Annotated in this window: 21 protein-coding genes; 8 read left to right on the top strand and 13 right to left on the bottom strand. The window is 72.3% G+C overall.

Features of this window, described 5'->3' with window-relative positions; all coding sequences use genetic code 11:
- Nucleotides 1-146: 146 nt before the first annotated feature.
- Nucleotides 147-1277, top strand: coding sequence for a LuxR C-terminal-related transcriptional regulator (locus AB0H71_RS10790; protein ID WP_357017831.1), 1131 nt, complete (start codon nucleotides 147-149; stop codon nucleotides 1275-1277).
- On the opposite strand, the gene AB0H71_RS10785 is transcribed toward AB0H71_RS10790, so the two are convergent.
- Nucleotides 1274-2362 carry a GTP-binding protein gene (locus tag AB0H71_RS10785; protein WP_357017828.1) on the bottom strand — a complete coding sequence of 363 codons (1089 nt, stop codon included), beginning with the start codon at nucleotides 2360-2362 and terminating at the stop codon, nucleotides 1274-1276. The genes AB0H71_RS10790 and AB0H71_RS10785 overlap by 4 nt on opposite strands.
- A gap of 51 nt (nucleotides 2363-2413) precedes the next feature.
- On the opposite strand from AB0H71_RS10785, the gene thiD reads away from it, so the two are divergent.
- The gene (gene thiD / locus AB0H71_RS10780) at nucleotides 2414-3268 is read left to right on the top strand and encodes a bifunctional hydroxymethylpyrimidine kinase/phosphomethylpyrimidine kinase (RefSeq protein WP_357017826.1); all 855 of its coding nucleotides are present in this window, start codon (nucleotides 2414-2416) and stop codon (nucleotides 3266-3268) included.
- Nucleotides 3269-3295: 27 nt separating this feature from the next.
- On the opposite strand, the gene AB0H71_RS10775 is transcribed toward thiD, so the two are convergent.
- Nucleotides 3296-3994, bottom strand: a complete 699-nt coding sequence (locus AB0H71_RS10775) for a TetR/AcrR family transcriptional regulator (protein ID WP_357017824.1) — start codon at nucleotides 3992-3994, stop codon at nucleotides 3296-3298.
- Nucleotides 3995-4068: 74 nt separating this feature from the next.
- Between AB0H71_RS10775 and AB0H71_RS10770 the strand changes: the two genes are divergently transcribed.
- The 4 genes from AB0H71_RS10770 to AB0H71_RS10755 all read left to right on the top strand — a co-directional run bounded on the left by AB0H71_RS10770 (nucleotide 4069) and on the right by AB0H71_RS10755 (nucleotide 8508).
- Nucleotides 4069-4722 carry a class I SAM-dependent methyltransferase gene (locus AB0H71_RS10770; protein ID WP_357017821.1) on the top strand — a complete coding sequence of 218 codons (654 nt, stop codon included), beginning with the start codon at nucleotides 4069-4071 and terminating at the stop codon, nucleotides 4720-4722.
- 65 nt (nucleotides 4723-4787) lie between these two features.
- Nucleotides 4788-6038, top strand: coding sequence for a bifunctional glycosyltransferase family 2/GtrA family protein (locus AB0H71_RS10765; RefSeq protein ID WP_357017818.1), 1251 nt, complete (start codon nucleotides 4788-4790; stop codon nucleotides 6036-6038).
- Nucleotides 6035-8077: a glycosyltransferase family 39 protein gene (locus AB0H71_RS10760; RefSeq protein ID WP_357017815.1), complete on the top strand. Its 2043-nt coding sequence runs from the start codon at nucleotides 6035-6037 to the stop codon at nucleotides 8075-8077. The genes AB0H71_RS10765 and AB0H71_RS10760 overlap by 4 nt, the downstream gene beginning before the upstream one ends.
- 104 nt (nucleotides 8078-8181) lie before the next feature.
- Nucleotides 8182-8508 carry a multidrug efflux SMR transporter gene (locus AB0H71_RS10755; RefSeq protein ID WP_357017812.1) on the top strand — a complete coding sequence of 109 codons (327 nt, stop codon included), beginning with the start codon at nucleotides 8182-8184 and terminating at the stop codon, nucleotides 8506-8508.
- Here AB0H71_RS10755 and AB0H71_RS10750 read toward each other — a convergent pair.
- A complete protein-coding gene (locus AB0H71_RS10750) occupies nucleotides 8486-9220 on the bottom strand; it encodes an SDR family oxidoreductase (protein ID WP_357017810.1) in 735 nt (244 codons plus the stop codon). The two genes, AB0H71_RS10755 and AB0H71_RS10750, sit on opposite strands and share 23 nt — an antisense overlap.
- Nucleotides 9221-9265: 45 nt before the next feature.
- Between AB0H71_RS10750 and AB0H71_RS10745 the strand changes: the two genes are divergently transcribed.
- Nucleotides 9266-9559: a helix-turn-helix domain-containing protein gene (locus AB0H71_RS10745; protein WP_357017807.1), complete on the top strand. Its 294-nt coding sequence runs from the start codon at nucleotides 9266-9268 to the stop codon at nucleotides 9557-9559.
- Here AB0H71_RS10745 and AB0H71_RS10740 read toward each other — a convergent pair whose 3' ends face one another.
- From AB0H71_RS10740 to AB0H71_RS10705, 8 genes are read right to left on the bottom strand one after another with little or no spacing between them, the layout of a single operon-like run.
- The gene (locus AB0H71_RS10740; RefSeq protein WP_357017804.1) at nucleotides 9560-10522 is read right to left on the bottom strand and encodes a linear amide C-N hydrolase; all 963 of its coding nucleotides are present in this window, start codon (nucleotides 10520-10522) and stop codon (nucleotides 9560-9562) included. It abuts the gene before it with no gap.
- A 56-nt stretch (nucleotides 10523-10578) separates the two neighbouring features.
- Nucleotides 10579-11184, bottom strand: a complete 606-nt coding sequence (locus AB0H71_RS10735) for a TetR/AcrR family transcriptional regulator (protein WP_357017801.1) — start codon at nucleotides 11182-11184, stop codon at nucleotides 10579-10581.
- 4 nt (nucleotides 11185-11188) lie between these two features.
- The gene (locus AB0H71_RS10730; RefSeq protein WP_357017798.1) at nucleotides 11189-11959 is read right to left on the bottom strand and encodes an enoyl-CoA hydratase family protein; all 771 of its coding nucleotides are present in this window, start codon (nucleotides 11957-11959) and stop codon (nucleotides 11189-11191) included.
- Nucleotides 11959-13119 (bottom strand): acyl-CoA dehydrogenase family protein, encoded by a 1161-nt coding sequence (locus AB0H71_RS10725; RefSeq protein ID WP_357017795.1) that lies wholly within the window; start codon nucleotides 13117-13119, stop codon nucleotides 11959-11961. The genes AB0H71_RS10730 and AB0H71_RS10725 overlap by 1 nt, the downstream gene beginning before the upstream one ends.
- Entirely contained in the window at nucleotides 13116-15113 is a 1998-nt protein-coding gene (locus AB0H71_RS10720) for a biotin carboxylase N-terminal domain-containing protein (RefSeq protein WP_357017792.1), read from the bottom strand. The genes AB0H71_RS10725 and AB0H71_RS10720 overlap by 4 nt, the downstream gene beginning before the upstream one ends.
- 10 nt (nucleotides 15114-15123) lie before the next feature.
- Nucleotides 15124-16722, bottom strand: a complete 1599-nt coding sequence (locus AB0H71_RS10715; RefSeq protein WP_357017789.1) for a carboxyl transferase domain-containing protein — start codon at nucleotides 16720-16722, stop codon at nucleotides 15124-15126.
- Nucleotides 16719-17912 carry an acyl-CoA dehydrogenase family protein gene (locus AB0H71_RS10710; RefSeq protein ID WP_357017786.1) on the bottom strand — a complete coding sequence of 398 codons (1194 nt, stop codon included), beginning with the start codon at nucleotides 17910-17912 and terminating at the stop codon, nucleotides 16719-16721. The genes AB0H71_RS10715 and AB0H71_RS10710 overlap by 4 nt, the downstream gene beginning before the upstream one ends.
- On the bottom strand, nucleotides 17867-19579 hold the full coding sequence (locus AB0H71_RS10705; RefSeq protein WP_357017783.1) for an acyclic terpene utilization AtuA family protein: 1713 nt from the start codon (nucleotides 19577-19579) through the stop codon (nucleotides 17867-17869). The genes AB0H71_RS10710 and AB0H71_RS10705 overlap by 46 nt, the downstream gene beginning before the upstream one ends.
- Before the next feature lie 103 nt (nucleotides 19580-19682).
- Here AB0H71_RS10705 and AB0H71_RS10700 point away from each other — a divergent pair, with 103 nt between their 5' ends.
- On the top strand, nucleotides 19683-19835 hold the full coding sequence (locus AB0H71_RS10700) for a hypothetical protein (RefSeq protein ID WP_357017780.1): 153 nt from the start codon (nucleotides 19683-19685) through the stop codon (nucleotides 19833-19835).
- Here the strand turns inward: AB0H71_RS10700 and AB0H71_RS10695 are convergent.
- Together AB0H71_RS10695 and AB0H71_RS10690 are read right to left on the bottom strand one after the other, a co-directional pair.
- Nucleotides 19832-20317, bottom strand: coding sequence for an SRPBCC family protein (locus AB0H71_RS10695; protein ID WP_357017777.1), 486 nt, complete (start codon nucleotides 20315-20317; stop codon nucleotides 19832-19834). The genes AB0H71_RS10700 and AB0H71_RS10695 overlap by 4 nt on opposite strands.
- Before the next feature lie 78 nt (nucleotides 20318-20395).
- On the bottom strand, nucleotides 20396-20869 hold the full coding sequence (locus AB0H71_RS10690) for a hypothetical protein (protein WP_357017775.1): 474 nt from the start codon (nucleotides 20867-20869) through the stop codon (nucleotides 20396-20398).
- Nucleotides 20870-21137: the final 268 nt, after the last annotated feature.

Here is a 21137-nt window from a genome sequence, read left to right as displayed (position 1 = left end):
TCGGTGCGATACGACCGACTCTGCGAGCCGCGGGCGGCCCGGAACATCCCGCGTGACCGGGGAGAACCGACCCGTGGGTTCTGGTGGGTGCCGGTCCCCAGAGATCTGGGATGGCGCAGGTAGGGGCGGTACCGCACACTGATTTCATGGCCAGAGGACTCACCGCCGCCCGCGTTCGACAGGATGTGGATGTCGTCGCGCGCGCCGGCCTCGACCTGGACACCTTCCTCGCGGAGGCCACCGCCTCGGTGGCGCGGGCGGTGCCGTGGGTGAGCGCCTGCATCGCCACCCACGACCCGGTGACGCACATGCTCACCAGCGCCCGCAAATTCGGTGACCTGCACAACCGCAACAGCCACGACGTGGAATTCGGGCTGATCGAGTACGGCACGGTCGAGCCCACCGCCTTCACCGAGCTGGCCAGGGCCGAGGTGCCCGCGGCCGGCGTGCACCTGATGACCGATGGCGAGGTCGAGCGCTCGGGCCGGATGAGCAGCTTCATGAAGCCGCGCTTCGGCTACGCCGACGAGGCCAGGCTGGCTTTCCGCGACGGCACCGAGGTGTGGGGCGCGATGGCGATCTTCCGGGGCGACGAGGACGCCCCCTTCGACGCCGCCGAGATCGACTTCCTCGCCTCACTGGCCGCGCCCTTCGCGCACGGGGTGCGCACCGGCATGCTGGCCCAGCTGGCCGAGGCGCGCCCGCCCGCCGCCGTCACCGGCCCGGCCGTCGTCATCGTCGGCGCCGACGATCAGATCGTGCAGATGAGCCTCGGCGCGGAGCAGCGCATCGGCGAGCTGGATCACGGCGCGAACGGCGGCGACCCGCTCTCCCCGATCGGCGCGCTGATCGGCGCGGCCCGCCGCTACGGCCGCGGCGAGACCACCGTGCCGCCGCGCTGCCGGCTGCGCACCGCCTCCGGCATGTGGCTGGTGCTGCACGCGGGCCCGCTGACCACCCGCGACGGCAGGCAGGGCGAGGTGGTGATCACCATCGAGGAGGCCCGCCCGCCGGAGATCGTCGCCATCGTGGTCGCCGCCTACGGCCTGACCCCGCGCGAGCGCGACGTGGTGCAGCTGGTGCTGCAGGGCGTCGACACCAAGGAGATCGCGGGCACACTGCACCTCTCCACCTACACCGTGCAGGACCACCTGAAGTCGGTCTTCGACAAGGCGAATGTGCGGTCGCGCCGGGAGCTCATCTCCACGGTGTACTTCGACCAGTACGTGCCGCGGATGGGCGCGGAGCTCTCGCCCACCGGGTGGTTCGTCGCCTAGTGCGCGTGCGCCACGTCCCACGCCGGGAACGGGTCGGGGTAGCGCCGCCACGCCTCCGGGCCCGCCGCGAACTCGGCGGCGGTGAGCAGCGCGCCGTCCAGTAGCCCGCGCAGCCGTCCGCGGTCGAGCCGGATGCCGATCAGCACCAGCTCCTGCCCGCTCGGCTCGGTTCCGGCCGGTTCGAAGACCAGGTTCGGCCCGGCCTGCGACCAGTACGCGGCCAGCTCGGGGCGGCTCGCGATCCAGCAGAAGCCCTTGCTGCGCAGGATGCCCGTCAGCTGCTCCAGCGCGGCGGCGAGCCGGCCGGGGTGGAAGGGGCGATCGGCGCGGTAGGTGAGGCTGCCGATGCCGTACTCCTCGGTCTCCGGGGTGTGCCCGCCCGCGAGCTCGTCGGCCCAGCCGTCGGTCTCGGCGGCGGCGAGCGGGTCGTAGCGGCCGGTGTCGAGCACCTCGGCCAGGTCGATGCCGCCGTGCGTGGCGCGGACCAGCCGGGCGCGCGGGTTCAGCCGGCACAGGGTGGCCTCGACCGCGCCCGCCAGCGCCGGGCTCACCAGGTCGGTCTTGCTGAGCACCAGGACGTCGGCGAACTCCACCTGGTCGATCAGCAGGTCGGCGATGCCGCGTTCGTCGCCGTCGGCGGCCTGCAGCTCGCGCGCGGCGAGCGAATCGCCGCGGGTGACCTCGGGCAGGAAGGTGGCGGCGTCCACCACGGTGACCATGGTGTCGAGCCGGGCCAGCTCGCCGAGGCGGAAGCCGTCCTCGAACTCCCACTCGAAGCTCGCCGCCACCGGCATGGGCTCGGAGATGCCGGTGGACTCGATCACCACCTGGTCGAAGCGGCCCGCCCGCGCCAGCTCGCCGACCGCCTCGACCAGATCCTCGCGCAGGGTGCAGCAGATGCAGCCGTTGGTCAGCTCGACCAGCTGCTCGTCGGTGCGCACGAGGGCGGCGTCGATATTGATCTCGCTCATGTCGTTCACCACGACGGCGACCCGGCGGCCCTCGCGATTGGCCAGGATGTGGTTGAGCAGGGTCGTCTTGCCCGCGCCGAGGAAGCCGGAGAGGACGGTGACGGGAATGGTCATGCACTAATGGTAACCGTTTTCATTAGTCTCCATCCCGTAGGGTTCCCTTCCGTGAAGCTGCTGCCCTTGCCCGGTGACGGGCAGACCCCGGTCCGCGTTCTCACCATCGCGGGCACCGACTCCGGCGGCGGCGCCGGAATCCAGGCCGACTCCCGCACCATGGCGCTGTGCGGCGTGCACGCCTGCGTGGCGGTGGCCGCGGTGACGGTGCAGAACACGCTGGGAGTCAGCGGGTTCCACGAGATTCCGGCGGAGGTGGTGGCGGCGCAGGTGCGCACCGTGGTCACCGATATCGGGGTGGGCGCGGCCAAGACCGGCATGCTCGCCTCCACCGCCATCATCGAGGCGGTGGCCGCGGTCTGCCGCGAGGTCGGGATCGGCCGGGACGGCGCGGTGCCGCTGGTGGTGGACCCGGTCGCCGCCTCCATGCACGGCGATCCGCTGCTGCACGCCGAGGCGCTGGATGCCGTGCGGCACACGCTGATCCCGCTCGCCACCCTGGTCACCCCGAACCTGGACGAGGTGCGGCTGCTCACCGGCATCGACGTGGCCGACGATGCCACCGCCCGCGCGGCCGCCGAGGCGCTGCACGCGCTCGGGCCGCGCTGGGCCATCGTCAAAGGCGGGCACCTGCGGTCGTCGGCGATCAGCAAGGACCTGCTCTTCGACGGGGAGCGGTTCCACGAGTTCAGCGCGGTACGGATTCCGACCGGGAACGATCACGGGGGCGGGGACACGCTCGCGGCGGCGGTCGCCTGCGCGCTGGCGCACGGGTATTCGGTGCCGGAGGCGGTGGAGTTCGCCAAGGAGTGGACTCGGCGCTCCCTCGAAGCGGCGTACGACCTCGGCGCCGGGCACGGGCCGGTGTCGCCGCTCTGGCGGCTGGGAGTCACGCCCGGCGGGTGACCTCGCGGCAGTCGCCTCGGCCACTTCTCAGCCGGGTTGCACGGCACCGCCCAGCGGGGCGTCCAGATCCAGCGCGATGCCGTGCAAGCGCGACCCCGCCTCGACCAGCGCGGTGACGATCGCCCCGAGGTAGGCGACGAACCGCTCGACCGGCATCGGCGCCGGCTCGGAGCGATCCGGCCCCAGCCACCAGTCGGTGGCCGAGGCGACCGCCCCGAAGACCGAGTAGTTGACCAGCTCGAGCCCGGAGACGTCGATCCCGGGGTCCCCGACCACGGCGGCCACCAGCTCCGCCGCCCAGCGCGCGGAGCGCCGTGCCGAGCGCAGCGCCCGCTCGGACTCCCCCGCGTTCCGGGTGAAGTGGCTGTGCAGCAGGAACCGGAAGACGTTCGGATGGTGCTCCACCACCAGCACGTACTCGGTGACGGCCCGCCCGATCAGCCCGCGCACCGGGTCGCCGGTGAGATCGGCGACCTCCGCGATCCTGGTCCAGAGCAGCTCGCGCATGCGGTCGACGACGGCGTCGTAGAGATCGGTCTTGTCCTCGAAGTGCCGGTACAGCTTGGGTTTGGCGGCCCCCGCCTCGCGGGCGATATCGCCCATGCTGACGCCGGGGCCGAGCGCGTCGAGCGCCCGGATCGCCGCGTCGACGAACTCCTCGCGCATGCGCACCCGATGCGCCCGCCAGCGTTCGGTGCGGGCGTCGACCCGGGTGCTGCGCGTCATCCCCGCAGCCTACTTTTTTGCTGGTTCGGCACGGAAAGTGGCGGGACCGGAGCGGGCGGCGGCACCATGCGACCATGCACGATCACCACGCGGCCCCGCCCGCCGATATCTCCACCCGGGAGCACTGGGACACCTTCTACCGCGATCGTGACCAGGTCTGGAGCGGAAACCCGAACCCGATCCTGGTCCGCGAGGCGGGCGGGCTCACGCCCGGCACCGCGCTCGACCTCGGCTCCGGCGAGGGCGGCGACGCCATCTGGCTGGCCGGGCTCGGCTGGCGGGTGACCGCGGTCGACGTCTCCCAGGTCGCGCTCGACCGCGCCGCCGGGCACGCCGCCGCCGCGGGGGTCGGCGAGCGCATCACCTGGGCCCAGCACGACCTGCACACCGACTTCCCCGCCGGGCGGTTCGACCTGGTCTCCGCCCAGTTCCTGCACTCGCAGACGGCGCAGCCCGGCGAGCGCGACGGCATCCTGCGCAAGGCCGCCGCCGCGGTCACCGTCGGCGGCGCGCTGGTGATCGGCTCCCACCAGGGCTGGCCCAGCTGGATGGACGAGCCGCCCTTCGCGCACGAGTTCCCCACGCTGGAGCAGGTGCAGGAGGGCCTCGCCCTCGGCGACGACTGGCAGATCGTGACCGCCGACCTCATCGAGCGCGACGCCCCCGGCCCGGACGGTCAGCCCGGCACCCGCGCCGACAGCGTCCTGCACCTGCGCCGCCTGCGGTAGCGCTCGCAGGAACCTCACAGCCGGACCCCAGCCGGGTGGCAGCGGCGGCCACGAGTCTCATACCTATGACCGAGACCGTGACCGTCGCGCTGCCGGCGGAGAGAAGCGCGACCACGGAGCACCCACCCGTGCTGGACGTGGTCATCCCCGTCTACAACGAGGAGACCGACCTCGGCCGCTGCGTCCGCGGCCTGCACGCCTACCTGCGCACCGGTTTCCCCTTCCCGGCCCGCATCACCATCGCCGACAATGCCAGCACCGACGCCACCCTCGCGGTGGCCGAGGCGCTCGCGGGCGACCTGGACGGCGTGCGCGTCGTGCACCTCGACCGCAAGGGCCGCGGCCGTGCCCTGCGCACGGTCTGGGAGAACTCCGACGCCCGCGTGGTCGCCTACATGGACGTCGACCTCTCGACCGACCTGAACGCCCTGCTCCCCCTGGTCGCCCCGCTGGTCTCCGGCCACTCCGACCTGGCCATCGGCACCCGCCTCGCGGGTTCGTCGCGGGTGGTGCGCGGGCCCAAGCGGGAGATCATCTCCCGCTGCTACAACCTGATCCTGCGCGCCTCGCTGCGCGCCCGCTTCACCGACGCCCAGTGCGGCTTCAAGGCCATGCGCACCGAGGTGGCGCGCAGGCTGCTGCCGCTGGTGGAGGATGGCGAGTGGTTCTTCGACACCGAGCTGCTGGTGCTCGCCGAGCGCGCCGGGCTGCGCATCCACGAGGTGCCGGTGGACTGGATCGACGACCCGGATTCCCGGGTCGACATCATCGACACCGCCCGCAAGGACCTGCTCGGCGTCTGGCGGGTCGGCCGCGGCCTCGCCTCCGGCGCGCTGCCGATCGAGGAGCTGCGCCGCGCCATCGGGCGCGAACCGCTGGTGCCGGGGGTACCGCTCGGGATGGTCGGCCAGCTGGTGCGGTTCGCCGTGATCGGCGTCCTCAGCACCGCCGCCTACCTGGTGCTCTACCTGCTGCTGCAACCCGCCGTCGGGCCGCAGGGCGCCAACTTCGCCGCGCTGCTGCTCACCGCCGTCGGCAATACCGCCGCCAACCGCGCCTGGACCTTCGGCGTGCGCGGCTCGACCGGCATGGCCGCGCACCAGTTCCAGGGGCTGCTGATCTTCGCCTTCGGCCTCGCGCTGACCAGCGGCTCGCTCTTCGCCCTGCACCACTGGGCGCCCGGCGCCCCGATCGCGCTCGAACTCTTCGTCCTCGTGCTGGCCAATCTGCTCGCGACGCTCAGCAGGTTCGTCGGCCTGCGCTGGGTGTTCCGCAATGCCGGCGCCCGCCCGACCACCACCGGAGGATCCCGTTGACCGCCACGCTCGCCCCGCCCGCCGCCGCGGCGCCACCCGCGCCGACGCGCGAATACCGCTGGGAGCGGCCCGCACTCGGCACGCTGCTGCTCGGCACGCTCGTCGCCTACCTGATCAACCTCAGCGCCAACGGCTGGGCCAACAGCTTCTACTCCGCGGCCGTGCAGGCCGGTTCGGAGTCCTGGACCGCGTTCTTCTTCGGCTCCTCGGACGCCGCCAACTCGATCACCGTGGACAAGCCGCCCGCCTCGCTGTGGTTGATGGAGCTCTCGGTGCGGCTCTTCGGGCTGAACAGCTGGAGCATTCTGGTGCCGCAGGTGCTGCTCGGCGTGGCCACCGTCGCGGTGGTGTACGCGGCGGTGCGCAGGCCGTTCGGGCCGGGGGCCGGGCTGATCGCCGGGCTCGTGCTCGCGGTGACGCCGGTGGCCGTGCTCATGTTCCGGTTCAACAATCCGGATGCGCTGCTGGTCTTCCTGCTGGCAGCGGCGGCGTACGCCCTGGTGCGGGCGGTCGAGGACGGGCGGACGCGCTGGCTGGTGCTGTGCGGTGCGCTCATCGGGTTCGGATTCCTGGCGAAGCAGTTGCAGGTGTTGCTGGTGGTGCCCGGGCTGGCGCTGGTGTACCTGTTCGCGGGGCCGCCGCGGCTCGGCAAGCGGGTGCTCCAGCTCTTCGCGGCGGGTGCGGCGCTGGTCGTCGCCGCCGGGTGGTGGCTGCTCGCGGTCGAGCTGTGGCCCGCGGACTCGCGGCCGTGGATCGGTGGGTCGCAGAACAATTCGATTCTGGAGTTGACGCTCGGGTACAACGGGCTCGGACGGTTGAACGGGGAGGAGACCGGAAGTGTCGGCCCCGGTGGGGAGTTGCCCGCCGGCGGGAACGGGATGTGGGGCAGCACCGGTCTCACCCGGATGTTCGAGGCGGCGCAGGGTGGGCAGATCGCCTGGCTCATTCCGGCCGCCCTGGTCGCCCTGGTCTGCGGGGTGCTGCTGCGCGGCAGGGCGCCGCTCGCGGATCGGCAGCGCGCCTCGCTGCTGCTGTGGGGAAGCTGGCTGCTGGTCACCGGGCTGGTGTTCAGCTTCATGGCGGGGATCTTCCACCAGTACTACACGGTGGCGCTGGCGCCCGCGGTCGCCGCGCTGGCCGGGATCGGGGCGGTGCTCGCCTGGCGGAATCGCTCGCGGATGTGGGTCCGGCTGGCGACCGCCCTCGGTCTCGCGCTGACCACCGCGACGGCGTGGCTACTGCTCTCCCGCAGTGCGGAGTTCCTGCCCTGGCTGCGCTGGGCCGTGCTCGGCGCCGGTGCGCTCGCGACCGTCCTCGCGCTCTTCGCCCTCCCCCGGCGCGCCGCCATCGGCGCCGCCCTGATCGCCGCCGTCGTCGCGCTCTCCGGGCCGATCGCCTACAGCGTGCAGACGATCGGGACCGGGCACTCGGGTTCGATCCCGTCGGCCGGGCCGAACGTGGGCCGCGGCATGGGCGGGCCCGGCGGAATGCGCGACGGGCGTGATGGTGGCGGTATGCCGGGCGGCATGCCCGGCGGAACGAACCCCGGCACCGCGCCGGGCGGCACCTTCCCCGGCGGCACCGCGCCCGGTGCGACCGGCACCGGCGGAACCGTGACCGGCGGCCCCGCGACCACCGGCACCGACGGTGCCCGGATGGACGGCGGCATGATGGGCGGCCTCCTTGGCAGCTCCGCCCCCACTCAGCAGGTCGTCGCCCTCCTGGAGAGCAACGCCGGCAACTACACCTGGGTCGCGGCGGCGATCGGCTCGAACAGCGCCGCCGGCTTCCAGCTCGCCACCGAACTCCCGGTCATGCCCATCGGCGGCTTCAACGGCAGCGACCCCTCCCCGACGCTGGAGCAGTTCCAGCAGTACGTCCGGGACGGAGAGATCCACTACTTCATCGGCGGCAGCCGCGGCGGCCCCGGCGGCTCGAGCACCTCGACCAGCTCCGAGATCACCACCTGGGTGCAGCAGAACTTCACCGCCACCGAGGTCGACGGCGTCACCCTGTACGACCTCACCACGAGCAAGTAGCACCCGAGCACCGATCGGCGCGAGCGGCCCCACCGCTCGCGCCGATCGCGCGTCACCGGACGATGGAGCTGCACGCCCGTCCCCATCCGTCCCCAGGAGAGCCAGTGACCCCGTACCTCTTCCTCGCCGGCGCGATCCTCGCCGAGGTCTTCGCCACCAGCCTCCTCGGCAGCACCCAGGGCTTCTCCCGGCTGTGGCCGACGGTGGCGGTGCTGACCGGCTACGGGATCGCCTTCGCCATGCTCTCCCAGGCGATCGCCAGGAACATGCAGGTGGGGATCGCATACGCGCTGTGGTCGGGGGTGGGGACGATCCTGATCGTCGGTATCGGCGTCCTGTTCCTGAAGGAGCCGCTCACGGCGGCGAAGGTGGCCGGGGTGGCGCTGGTGGTGGCGGGCGTGGTGATCCTCAATCTGGCCGGGACGCACTGAGGTAGTCGGCCCCGCCGATGTAGACGGTGTGCCCGTCGGGGTGCTCGGCGTCGAGCGCGGCCGCGACGGCGGCGCCGAACTCCTCGATGGTGGGGAGCGGGCCGCCCGCGCGCCGGGTGGCGACGGCGTCCGGCTCGCGGCGTTCGAGGAGCCGCACGATGATGGTGCCGTCGATCATGTCCCCGGACACCACGGTGAACCCGACCCCGCGCGCGGCGAACTCGGAAATCAGCGAACGCAGCGCGTCCTCCCCGGCCCGCTTGCTCGCCGCCACCGGCGCGTAGTCGTCCGGCAGCGGACGCCCGCCGCGCGAGAAGTGCGCCTGGTGACTGGTCACGAAGACGATCCGCGCCCCGCGCGGCATGAGCGGCAGCGCCGAGGTCGCCAGGTGCAGCTGCGCATCCCGGTTCAACCGCATGGCATAGCCCGGATCGGCTCCGCGCTCCATTCCGCCGGAGGCATTCAGCACCAGCCCGTCCAACCGCCCGGCCCGCGCCAGCAGCGCCTCGACCGCCGCCGGATCGGCGAGATCGGCGCACTCGGCCGCCGCGCTCCCGCCAGCGGCGCGGATCTCCTCGACCACGCTCTCCGCGCGTTTCCGCTTCTCCCGGTAGTTGACCAGTACGTGCGCCCCGGTCCGGCCGAGCTGCCTGGCGGTCTCCGCCCCGATCCCCCTGGACGCCCCGGTCACCAGCACCACGCGCTTCGCCATCACTACCCTCCGCTTCTGATTTCGAAGCAACTATGGTGCTTCGAAATGCGAAGCGCAAACCACGCCGCCATCCTGGCCGCCATCGACCTGCTCGGTCAGCGCTGGATGCTGCGCGTGCTCTGGGAACTGGAGCCGGGCCCGCTCGGCTTCCTCGAGCTGCGCAGGCGCATGGGGAACTGCTCGTCGAGCGTGCTCTCCACCCGGCTGCAGCAGCTGCAGGCCGCGGGGCTGGTGGAGAAGCACTGGACGCGCGGCAGCTACGAGCTCACGCCCGCTACCGGGCGGCGGCTCGCCGAGGCGCTGCAGCCGGTGTGGGACTGGGCCGAGAGCGAGGGCTGATCAGCCCACGACCCACTGCGGCTCGGCGGCGGGCTCGAACCGGCCGCTGACATCGCCGAGCAGCCCGGGCTCGACGGTCAGCTTGCGGCACTCGGTGAAGTCCAGCTCGGAGAGGCGGGTCCAGACGATGCCGGGGCTGAACGAGGATTCGTAGGCGTACACCCCGCGGCCCAGGTCGGCGATGGTGCGCCAGATCGTCGCCGCAATATTGGGCCGCTCCGGGTCCGGCGCGCCGAACGGCTGCGCGGCATTGCGCATGACGCTGAGCAGCGCGGCGTAGGCGCGGCCGGGGGTATCGGCGGCGGGCAGCCGGTCCAGGTAGTACCCGGCCCGAACGAAGCGGTCGGCCGCCTCGGTGGTGCCGGGCAGCGGCAGCGCGCCGCCGAACCCGGCGTACCGGCTACGCAGCTCGAGCTGCTGGTCGAAGGGCGGCGAGTTGGTCATCACGGTGTAGGCGCGGCCGTGGTGCAGCCGGGCCACGCCGTCCAGGTGCTCGATGACGAGCGAATCGCCGCTCGCGTCGTCCAGCGCGAGGTGCACGGTGCCGAGCCGCCCGGACCGCGGCTCGACCAGCGGCAGCACCTGCATGGGCTGCTCCGCCAGCAGCTGGACGCACTCGGCGACGGTGGCGCAGCGATCGAGGAAGTACTGCCCCCAGAGCGAGACCGCGAGCGCTGGCAAATCCGGAGCACGCTCCCCGAAGCCGGACTCGGCGAGCCACAGCACGTGCGCCCCGAGCCCGCGCTCGTTGATGCCGTCGGTGCTCGCGCCGTCCCACACGGTGGCGGCAACACTGCCGTAGGTCGCCGTCCAGCGCAGCGGATTCGGGTCGCTACCGTGGCCGACGCGGGCGGCGCCGCGCGGGAGCGCCCAGAGGTTGGTGTCCATCTCCTCGGGCCAGTCCATATTCCGCCCGACCAGTACGCCCTGCCCGCTCGCCGCCCACATCGCCCGTGTGCACATGCGCTCTCCTCGCGCTCGGCTACCGCTGAGTTACCTGGCGCACATGCTACTGCCGATCAGCCGTGCAGCGCGGTATGCAGCGTGGCGGCCCACTGCTGCACGATCAGCTTCCGCCGCACCGAGTCGTCGGTGAGCACATCGGCCAGCCCGAGCCCGCGGGCCAGGTCCAGGGTGGCCTGGACCAGGTGGTGCGCGACCGGGTCGGAGTCGTCGACGCCGAGCGCCTCGACCGCGCGCCGGTGCGACACCCGGCCGAACTTGGCCTCCAGCGGGACGATGCGCTGGCTGAGCACCGGGTCGGCGGCGGCGTGCGTCCACACCTGGAGCGCCGCCTTGAAGAGCGGGCTGGTGTAGGACTCGACCAGCCCGGAGACGACCGCCTCGGTGCGCGCGACCCCCGAGGTGTCGGCGAGCGCGGCCGACTCCGCCCGCGCCTGGCCGGTGCGCACGTCGAACATGTACTCGAGCGCCGCGGTGATCAGATCCTCCCGGGTGGGGAAGTGGTGCTGGGCGGCACCGCGCGAGACCCCGGCGCGCTCCGCGACCACCGCGACCGTCGCTGCGGCCCAGCCGAATTCGGCCAGGCAGTCGATGGTCGCCTCGAGCAGCCGCTGCCGGGTGGCGCGGCTGCGGTCCTGCTTGGGTTCGTGCGGAGTCACCATGCGCTCATTCTGCCCAGGAGGGCGGGCGGCGCTGCAAAAAGGCCGTCATCCCCTCGCGCACCTCGGCGCTGCCGAAGAAGCTCGCCGAGCGCTGCGCGAGCTCCTCCGCCGAGCTGTCGAAACCCGCCAGAATATCGGCATTGACCAGGCGTTTCGCCTCGGCCAGGCCCTGCGGCGCGCCCTTGCGCAGCTCGGCGAGCAAACGGGTGATCTCGGCGGCCGGATCCTCGGCGGCAACGGTCACCAATCCGATCGCCGCCGCGACCTCCGGACCGAACTTCTCGCCGGTCAGGTAGTAGCGGCTCGCGGCGCGCTGATCCAGCCGGGGCAGCAGCGTCAGCGAGATCATGAACGGCGCCAACCCGATTCGCACCTCGGTGAGCGCGAAGCTGCTGCCCGGCCCGGCCACCACGATGTCGCAGCCCGCCACGATGCCCATGCCGCCGGCCCGGACATGGCCGTCGATCCGGGCCAGCACCGGCTTGGGGATCTCGACCAGCCTGCGCAGCACCCCGATCATGCCGCGGGTGCGCTGGTCCGCGGCGACCGCCGGATCGGCATCGCTCGCCTCGCTCAGATCCGCACCGGCGCAGAAGGTGGTGCCGGTGTGGGTGAGCACGATGCCGCGCACGGCGTCGTCCGCGGCGGCGGCGTCCAGCCCGGCCAGCAGCTCGGCGACGAGCCTGCTGGAGAGCGCGTTCCGGTTGTGCGGCGAGTCGAGGGTCAGCGTGGCGAAGCCATCGCCCACCTCGTAGCGCACCAGCGGCTCGGCCATCAGTACGACTTCGGCAGGCCCAGCGAGTGCTGGGCGACGAAGTTGAGCACCATCTCCCGGCTCACCGGCGCGATCCGCGCGATCCGGGCCGCGGCCAGCATGGAGGCGAGCCCGACCTCCTTGGTGAGCCCGGAGCCGCCGTGCGTCTGCACCGCCTGGTCGAGCGCCTTGATGCTGGCCTCGCCCGCGGCGTACTTGGCCATATTGGCGGCCTCGGCGGCGCCCATCTCGTCGCCGGTGTCGTAGAGCACGGCGGCCTTCTGCATCATGAGCTTGGCCAGCTCGACCTCGACCTTGGCCTGCGCCAGCGGGTGCGCGATGCCCTGGTGCGCGCCGATCGGAGTCTTCCACACGGTGCGCTCGCGGGCGTACTCGACGGCCCGGTCCAGCGCGTAGCGGCCCATGCCGACGGCCATGGCGGCGCCCATGATGCGCTCCGGGTTGAGCCCGGCGAAGAGCTGCATGAGCGCGGCGTCCTCGCTGCCGACCAGCGCGGTGCCCGGCAGCCGGACATCGTCGAGGAAGAGCGTGAACTGGGTATCCGGCTCGATGATGTCCATCTCCTGCGCCGTCTTCTCGAAGCCGGGGGCGTCGGTGGGCACGATGAAGAGCGCGGGCTTGAGCTTGCCGGTCTTGTGGTCCTCGGTGCGGGCGACGATCAGCACCGCCTCGGCCTGGTCGACGCCGGAGATGTAGACCTTGCGGCCGTTCAGGATCCAGTCGCCGCCGTCCCGGCGCGCGGTGGTGGTGATCTGGTGCGAGTTGGAGCCGGCGTCCGGCTCGGTGATGCCGAAGACCATCTTGGCGGAGCCGTCGGCGAGCTTGGTCAGCCACTCCCGCTTCTGCTCCTCGGTGCCGTACCGGGTGATGATGGTGCCGCAGATGGCGGGCGAGACCACCATGAGCAGCAGCCCGGCGCCCTGCGCGGCGAGCTCCTCCATCACCAGCGCGAGTTCGTACATGCCCGCGCCACCGCCGCCGTACTCCTCCGGCAGGTTCACCCCGAGGAAGCCGAGCTTGCCCGCCTCGTCCCAGAGTTCGTGCAGCGGTTCGTGGTTGCGCGCCCGCGGCAGCACGTAATCCAGGTAGGAGTACTTGCCCGCGAGCGCGGCGACGGCCTGCCGCAGCGACTTCTGCTCGTCGGTTTCGATGAAACTCATGCCTTCTCCTCGGATTCCGCGGGGTCGACCACCGCGAGGACGGTGCCGACATCGACCTGATCGCCGACGCCGACGTGCACGGCGCTGAGCACGCCGTCGGCCGGGGCCGCGATGGTGTGCTCCATCTTCATGGCCTCCAGCCAGAGAATCGGGGTGCCCGCGGTGACCGCGGCCCCCACCTCGGCGCCGAGCCGGATCACGGTGCCCGGCATGGGCGCGAGCAGCGAACCGGTGGCCACCAGGTCGGCCGGGTCGGTGAAGCGCGGCAGCTTGCGCAGCGCCACCGGGCCGAGCGGGGAGTCCACCGCGACCAGGTCGCCGTACCTGGCGACGGCGAACTGCCTGCGCACCGGCCCGCGCTCGCCCGGCACCGCGAGCACCACCCGCTCCGGGGTGGCTTCCAGCACCTCCAGCCCGTCGTGGCCGTCGACCGCGATCACCCCGCGGGTGACCAGGTAGCCGATCTCGTGCACGGCGCCGTCCCTGCCCTCGAACCGCTTGACGGCCGGCTGCGAGGGCAGGTTGCGCCAGCCGCTCGGCAGCCCGGGCACCGCCCGCGCCGCCGCCCGGTTGGCGGCGGCGTCGGCGAGCGCGGCGGCGACGGCGGAGAGCTCGGTGCCGCCGGCGTCGGTGAGCGGCGCGGCGAGCGCGGCGAGGCCGTGCGTGGCGAAGAAGGCGGTATCGGTGTCACCGGCCAGGAAGGCGGGGTGCCGCAGCACCCGGACCAGCAGGTCGCGATTGGTCACCAGGCCGTGCAGCTCGGCCCGCTGCAGCGCGTTCGCGAGCAGCCTGGCCGCCTCGCCGCGGGTCTCGGCGACCGAGATGACCTTGGCCAGCATGGGGTCGTAGTGCACCCCGACCACCGAGCCGTCGACCACGCCGGTATCCAGCCGGAGACCCGAGCGCGCGGGTAGGTCGAACTCGGCCAGCACGCCGGGAATGGCGATCCGGTGCACGATCCCGCTCTGCGGCTGCCAGTCCTGCGCCGGATCCTCGGCGTACAGCCGGACCTCGATGGAGTGCCCGCGCTGCGCGGGCGGCTCGGCCGGCAGCGCCGCCCCGTCGGCGATCTCCAGCTGCCAGCGGACCAGGTCCAGCCCGGTGGTGCACTCGGTGACCGGGTGCTCCACCTGGAGCCGGGTGTTCATCTCCAGGAAGAAGAAGTCGCCGCGCTCGTCGGCCAGGAACTCCACGGTCCCCGCGCCGGTGTAGCCGATCGCCTCGGCGGCCAGCCGGGCCGCCTCGAAGAGCCGCTCGCGCATGCCGTCCACCCGCTCGACCAGCGGCGACGGCGCCTCCTCGACCACCTTCTGGTGCCTGCGCTGGATCGAGCACTCGCGCTCGCCGACCGCCCAGACGGTGCCGTGCGTATCGGCCAGCACCTGCACCTCGATGTGCCTGCCGGTCTCCAGGTAGCGCTCGCAGAAGACGGTGGGGTCGCCGAAGGCGGACTGCGCCTCGCGGCGGGCGCCCGCCAGCTGCGGTTCCAGCTCGGCGAGTTCGCGGACCACCCGCATGCCGCGGCCGCCGCCGCCCGCCGATGCCTTGATCAGCACCGGGAGCAGGTCCGCGGTGACCTGCGCCGGGTCCAGCTCGGCGAGCACCGGGACCCCGGCGGCGTCCATCATCTTCTTGGCCGCGACCTTCGAGCCCATCTGCTCGATCGAAGCGACCGGCGGGCCGATCCAGGTGAGCCCGGCCTGCTCGACCGCGCGGGCGAATTCCGCGTTCTCCGAGAGGAAGCCGTAGCCGGGGTGCACCGCGTCGGCGCCGGCGGCCAGGGCGGCCTCGATGACGAGGTCGCCGCGCAGGTACGTCTCACCGGGGGTGTTGCCCGGAAGCCGGACGGCCGCGTCGGCCTCCGCCACATGCGGCGACGCGGCGTCCGCATCGGAGTACACGGCGACGGTGCCGAGCCCCATGCGGCGGCAGGTCGCGAAGACCCGTCGCGCGATTTCGCCACGGTTGGCGACGAGCACTGTTTCGACAGTCACGGAGACGCCCCTACATCCGGAAGACGCCGAAGCCCGCGGCGCCCTCGATCGGTGCGGTGTGCACGGCGGAGAGCGCCATGCCGAGCACGGTGCGGGTATCGCGCGGGTCGATCACGCCGTCGTCGTAGAGCCGCCCGGACATGAACATGGCCAGCGACTCCGCCTCGATCTGCGCCTCGATCATGGCCCGCATCCCGGCGTCGGCCTCCTCGTCGAAGCCCTGCCCGCGCGCCTCGGCGGCGGTCCGGCCCACGATGGAGATCACCCCGGCCAGCTGCGCCCCGCCCATGACCGCGGATTTCGCGCTCGGCCAGGCGAAGACGAAGCGCGGGTCGTAGGCGCGCCCGCACATGCCGTAGTGCCCGGCCCCGTAGGAGGCGCCCATGAGCAGCGAGATGTGCGGCACCGTCGAGTTGGAGACGGCATTGATCATCATCGAGCCGTGCTTGATGATGCCCTTCTGCTCGTACTCCTTCCCGACCATGTAGCCGGTGGTGTTGTGCAGGAAGAGCAGCGGGGTGTTGCTGCGATTCGCCAGCTGGATGAACTGCGTGGCCTTCTGCGACTCTTCGGAGAAGAGCACGCCGCGCGCGTTCGCCAGAATGCCGACCGGGTACCCGTGCAGCTCGGCCCAGCCGGTGACCAGGCTCGATCCGTAGAGCGGCTTGAACTCGTCGAACTCCGAGCCGTCCACGACCCTGGCGATCACCTCGCGCGGGTCGAACGGGATCTTGAGGTCGGGCGGGACGATGCCGAGCAGCTCCTCGGCGTCGAAGAGCGGTTCGCGCACCGCGGCGCGCGGCGCGGGGCCCTGCTTGCGCCAGTTCAGCCGCCGGACGATGGAGCGGCCGATCCGGATGGCGTCCTGCTCGTCCACCGCGTAGTAGTCGGCCAGCCCGGAGACCCTGGCGTGCATGTCGGCGCCGCCGAGCGATTCGTCGTCCGACTCCTCGCCGGTCGCCATCTTCACCAGCGGCGGCCCGCCGAGGAAGACCTTGGAGCGCTCCTTGATCATGACCACGTGGTCGGACATGCCGGGGATGTACGCCCCGCCCGCCGTGGAGTTGCCGAAGACCAGCGCGATGGTGGGAATTCCGGCCGCCGAGGCGCGGGTGAGGTCGCGGAACATGCGCCCACCGGGGACGAAGACCTCCTTCTGCGTGGGCAGGTCGGCGCCGCCGGACTCGACCAGCGAGATCACCGGCAGCCGGTTCTCCCGCACGATGTCGTTGACCCGCAGCGTCTTCCGCAGCGTCCACGGATTCGAGGTGCCGCCGCGCACGGTCGGGTCCGGCGCCACGATCATGCACTCGACGCCCTCGACCACCCCGATCCCGGCCACGGTGCTGCCGCCGACGTGGAACTCGCTGCCCCACCCCGCCAGCGCGCAGAGCTCCAGGAACGGCGAGTCCTCGTCGATGAGCAGCTCGATGCGCTCGCGCGCGGTGAGCTTGCCGCGCTTGCGGTGCCTGGCCAGCTTGTCCGGCCCGCCGCCCGCGACGGCCTTGGCGAACTCCGCGCCGACCTCCAGCAACTTCTCTTCCATCGCCGCGGCGGCCGCTTCGTACTCCGGCGCGGCGGTGTCGACGGTACTGCGCAGCACGGTCATGACTGGTACCCCAATCGCTTCGCGGCCAGTGCGGTGAGGATCTCGGTGGTGCCGCCACCGATGCCGAGGATGCGGATATCACGGTACTGCCGCTCGACCTCGGCCTCGCGCATGTAGCCGAGCCCGCCGAAGAGCTGAACGGCCTGGTTGGCGACCCACTCGCCCGCCTCCACGGCGGTGTTCTTGGCGAAGCAGACCTCGGCGATGAGGTCGGTCTCGCCCGCCGCGGCGCGCTCGACCACGTGCCGGGTGTAGACCCGGGCCACGTCGGTGCGGCGGGCCATCTCGGCGAGCGTGTTCTGCACCGCCTGCCTGCTGATCAGCGGCCGCCCGAAGGTCTCCCGGTCGCGGCACCACCGCAGCGTGAGGTCGAGGCAGCGCTGCGCCTGGCTGTAGGCCTGCGCGGCCAGCCCGGCCCGCTCGCTCACGAATGCCTGCGCGATCTGGGCGAAGCCGCTGTTCTCCGGGCCGACCAGGTTGCCGACCGGCACCCGGACGTCCACGTAGGAGAGCTCGGCGGTGTCCGAGGCGCGCCAGCCCATCTTGTCCAGCTTGCGGCTCACCGTGAAGCCGGGCGTGCCCTTCTCCACCACCAGCAGCGAGACCCCGCCCGCGCCCGGCCCGCCGGTGCGCACCGCGGTGACCACGTAGTCGGCGCGGCAGCCGGAGGTGATGTAGGTCTTGGCGCCATTGACGATGTAGTGGTCACCGTCCCGGACCGCGCTGGTGGTCAGGTGCCCGACGTCGGAGCCGCCGCCCGGCTCGGTGATGGCGAGCGAGCCGATGAGCTCACCGGCCAGCGTCGGCCGCACCCACCGCTCGATCTGCTCCGGATCACCGGCCGCGACCAGGTGCGGCACCGCGATGCCGCAGGTGAAGAGCGAGGCGAAGAGCCCGCCGGAGCCACCCGCGTAGTGCATCTCCTCGCAGACCAGCGCGGCATCGATGCCGTCGCCACCCGCGCCGCCGACGGCCTCCGGGAACTGGATGCCGAGCAGCCCGAGCGCGCCCGCCTTCTTGTGCAACTCGCGCGGGAGCTCGCCGTCGCGCTCCCAGTCGTCGAGGAACGGGAGCACCTCCCGCTCGACGAAACCGCGGACGGTGCCGCGCAGTTCGCGCCGCTCCGGGGTGTTCCAAGGATTGTTCACAGCAGCTCCGTGGGAATCTCGACGTGCCGGGACCGCAGCCATTCGCCGAGCCCCTTCGCCTGGGGATCGAATCGGGCCTGGTAGGCGACGCCCTTGCCGAGCAGGCCGTGCACGACGAAGTTCAGCGCGCGCAGGTTCGGCAGGACGGTCCTGGTGATCGGGAGCTCCGCGGTCTCCGGGAGCAGGGCGCGCAGCGCGTCGACGGTGAGCGTGTGCGCCAGCCAGCGCCACTGCTCCTCGGTGCGCACCCAGACGCCGACATTGGCATTGCCGCCCTTGTCGCCGCTGCGCGCCAGCGCGATCGTGCCGAGCGGCAGCGTCTCGGTGGCGGAGGTCGGCAGCGGCTCCGGCAGCTCGGGTTCGGCGACCTCGAGCAGGTCGCGGGTGGCGGCGGGGGCGCCGATCCGCACGATCGCGCCGTCCGGCAGCACCGCGGTGTGCCTGACCGCCTCGGCGGGCACGTACCCGGGGGTGAAGACGCCGTAGGGCGCGCCGTTGCCGGGCGGCGAGGTGAGGGTGAAGCCGGGGTAGCTCGCCAGCGCCAGCTCCACCGCGACGGAGGAGAAGGCGCGCCCGACCTTCTTCGGGTCGGGGTCGCGCACCACGCAGCGCAGCAGCGCGGAGGCGCGCTCCTCGGTGTCGGCGTCCGGCCGGTCCAGCCGGGCCAGCGACCACTCCAGCTCGGCCGGGCGGGTGGGCAGCCAGGACTCCAGCTGCCGCCGCGTGAGCTCGGCCTTGGCCTCGATATCGAGGCCGGTGAGGACGAAGGTCATCTCGTTGCGGAAGCCGTCCAGGGTGTTCAGCGAGACCTTGGTGGTGGGCGGCGGCGCCTCGCCGCGTACTTCGTCGATTCGCACCCGATCGGGACCGTCCTGGGTCAGCCGGATGCTGTCCAGCCGGGTGGTGACGTCCGGCCCGGCGTAGCGCGCGCCCTGGATCTCGTAGACGAGCTGCGCCGCGACGGTGTCCACGGTGACGACGCCGCCGGTGCCCGCGTGCTTGGTGATCACGCTGCTCCCGTCCCGGCGCAGCTCCGCGATGGGGAAGCCGGGGCGGCCCAGGTCGGCGATCTCGGTGAAGAAGGCGAAGTTGCCGCCGGTCGCCTGGGTGCCGCACTCGATCACGTGCCCGGCCACCACCGCGCCCGCGAGGGCGTCGTAGTCGCCGGCACCCCAGCCGAAGTGCGCCGCCGCCGGACCGGCGACCAGCGCCGCGTCGGTGACCCGGCCGGTCACCACGATGTCGGCGCCCGCGCGCAGGCACTCGGCGATCCCCCAGGCGCCCAGGTAGGCATTGGCGGTGAGCGGGGTGCCGAGGCCGAGCTCGGCGGCGCGGTCGAGCAGGTCGTCGCCGGTGACGTAGGCGATCTTCGGCTGGAGGCCGAGCCGCTCCGCCACCGCGCGCAGCTGCTCCGCGAGCCCGGCGGGGTTCAGCCCACCGGCGTTGGCGACCAGCTTCACGTTCTGCTCCAGGGCGAGCCCCAGACAGTCCTCGACCTGGCGCAGGAAGGTCTTGGCGTAGCCGAGCGCGGGGTCCTTCATCCGGTCCCGGCCCAGGATGAGCATGGTGAGCTCGGCCAGGTAGTCGCCGGTGAGGACGTCGAGCCCGCCGCCGTCGAGCATCTCCCGCATGGCGACGGCGCGGTCACCGTAGAAACCGGAACAGTTGCCGATCCGGAGCAGCTCCGGGTCGGCCGCGAGACTGGTCACGCGGGTGCCCTCCTGTGCAAGCGTCGTAGCGGTTCGAGGGTGACACCGGGGCGATAAAAAAGCAAGCCCGCGTGCTTGTTACTGGGTTCGGTACGCTGCGGTCGTGTCCTCGAACCTCACCGTGCTCCTGCTTCTCGCGCTGGCCGGGTTTCTGCTCGGCGGGGCGATCACCCTGTGGAAGACGCAGCGGTGGCTGGCGGTTTCGCTCGGCGTGTGCGCGGTGCTCGCGGGGGTCGGGGCGTTCGTCTGGGGTTAGGCGTCGCGGACGTCAAGGCCCCGCTCGGCGAAGGCCTTGAAGTCCTGCATGTGCTGCCGCGACTGCTTGCGGAACGAACCCGGCATCAGGCGCCCGAGCAGTCGGACGATCCTGCTGTCGAACCGATACTCGCTCTCACTCTCCCAGAGCGTCGTCTCCGGACCGGCCACGGTGAGCCGGTCGCGGACGGCGCTCCACATGCCCGGCCCAGCGATCTCGCGGTCGAAGTGCACGGTGACCTCGTCGGGGATATCGCGCAGCTCGACCGGCTCGCGGCGGGTGATCGTCTCGACGCACTCCGTCTCCCGCGAGCCCTGCCGCATGATCACCCGCGACTCGGTGCCGAGCTGACCGTGTTCGCCGCGGATCGGCTCGTGCACCACTACCCCGCGCAGCCATTTCGGGATGTTCGCCGGGTCGGCGAGGAGTTGGGCGACTCGCTCGCGGGGGAGGGCGATCTCGATCGAGGTGGTGTATCGCACGATGCCGAAGTCTATCAGCCTTCACTTATATAAGCCCGGCTGCGGCCCGCCGTCCGACGGGCCGCGCCGAGCGACGAACTACCCCGCCGGAGCGAGCTCCAGCAACCGCCGGGCCCCGGTGACCTCCGCACCGGCCCAGAACGTCTCCGTACACCCGTCGCCCGCACCGCGCACCCCCGATGCGGTCAGCGCGCAGGACTTGAAGGCCCGCCCCGCAACGCTCACCCGATGTCGAGCGGGCCGCATGCGGCGGCCGAGCTCGTCGGGCGGCGGTCCACCCCACAGCACCGTCTCGGAGTGCCCGCCGCCGAGGTGCGGCACCATGTCGGCGCGGTAGCTGTCGACGGCGATGGCGAGCACGTCCGGCCGGATCTCCCTGACCGCGGCGGCGGGCCAGTGCTCCAGGTCGAGCGGGACGGCACCGAGGATTTCCAGGGGGCGCACGGCGGCGGGGTCGGAGACGGGGACGATCACCTCCCACCCGGAGGCCCGCATATCGAAGAGCCAGCCGCCGAGGTGGTGCACCACCTCGGCGACGGCGGGCGCGACCACCACTAATCGATAGCGGAGCTCGCATCGGCGGGCATGCGCTCGCCATTCGGTCGGTGAGTAGGTGCCGAAACCACGTTCGGGCAGGTTCGCGGATCGTACTGCCATGTTCCATCCGTTCTCGATGCCACACCGGCGGCAGCTCACCCGACCATGACCGCGCGGCACGAAGGCGCGCGCGATTCGCCTCGACGAGGAACGGGCGACGACGCACCGGGACTGGGGGCTGGGCGTCGCGCTCGGGCGAAAGCGTGCCGCATCCACGGTAACG

Source organism: Nocardia sp. NPDC050697, assembly GCF_040654395.1.
GTDB lineage: Bacteria > Actinomycetota > Actinomycetes > Mycobacteriales > Mycobacteriaceae > Nocardia.
This window is presented reverse-complemented; position numbering and strand designations above follow the sequence as displayed.

Coding starts and splice junctions, on each gene's coding strand:
- AB0H71_RS10790 (WP_357017831.1), top strand. CDS start 147: ATGGCCAGAGGACTCACCGCCGCCCGCGTTCGACAGGATGTGGATGTC.
- AB0H71_RS10785 (WP_357017828.1), bottom strand. CDS start 2,362: ATGACCATTCCCGTCACCGTCCTCTCCGGCTTCCTCGGCGCGGGCAAG.
- AB0H71_RS10775 (WP_357017824.1), bottom strand. CDS start 3,994: ATGACGCGCAGCACCCGGGTCGACGCCCGCACCGAACGCTGGCGGGCG.
- AB0H71_RS10770 (WP_357017821.1), top strand. CDS start 4,069: ATGCACGATCACCACGCGGCCCCGCCCGCCGATATCTCCACCCGGGAG.
- AB0H71_RS10765 (WP_357017818.1), top strand. CDS start 4,788: ATGACCGAGACCGTGACCGTCGCGCTGCCGGCGGAGAGAAGCGCGACC.
- AB0H71_RS10750 (WP_357017810.1), bottom strand. CDS start 9,220: ATGGCGAAGCGCGTGGTGCTGGTGACCGGGGCGTCCAGGGGGATCGGG.
- AB0H71_RS10745 (WP_357017807.1), top strand. CDS start 9,266: ATGCGAAGCGCAAACCACGCCGCCATCCTGGCCGCCATCGACCTGCTC.
- AB0H71_RS10740 (WP_357017804.1), bottom strand. CDS start 10,522: ATGTGCACACGGGCGATGTGGGCGGCGAGCGGGCAGGGCGTACTGGTC.
- AB0H71_RS10735 (WP_357017801.1), bottom strand. CDS start 11,184: ATGGTGACTCCGCACGAACCCAAGCAGGACCGCAGCCGCGCCACCCGG.
- AB0H71_RS10730 (WP_357017798.1), bottom strand. CDS start 11,959: ATGGCCGAGCCGCTGGTGCGCTACGAGGTGGGCGATGGCTTCGCCACG.
- AB0H71_RS10725 (WP_357017795.1), bottom strand. CDS start 13,119: ATGAGTTTCATCGAAACCGACGAGCAGAAGTCGCTGCGGCAGGCCGTC.
- AB0H71_RS10715 (WP_357017789.1), bottom strand. CDS start 16,722: ATGACCGTGCTGCGCAGTACCGTCGACACCGCCGCGCCGGAGTACGAA.
- AB0H71_RS10710 (WP_357017786.1), bottom strand. CDS start 17,912: ATGGCTGCGGTCCCGGCACGTCGAGATTCCCACGGAGCTGCTGTGAAC.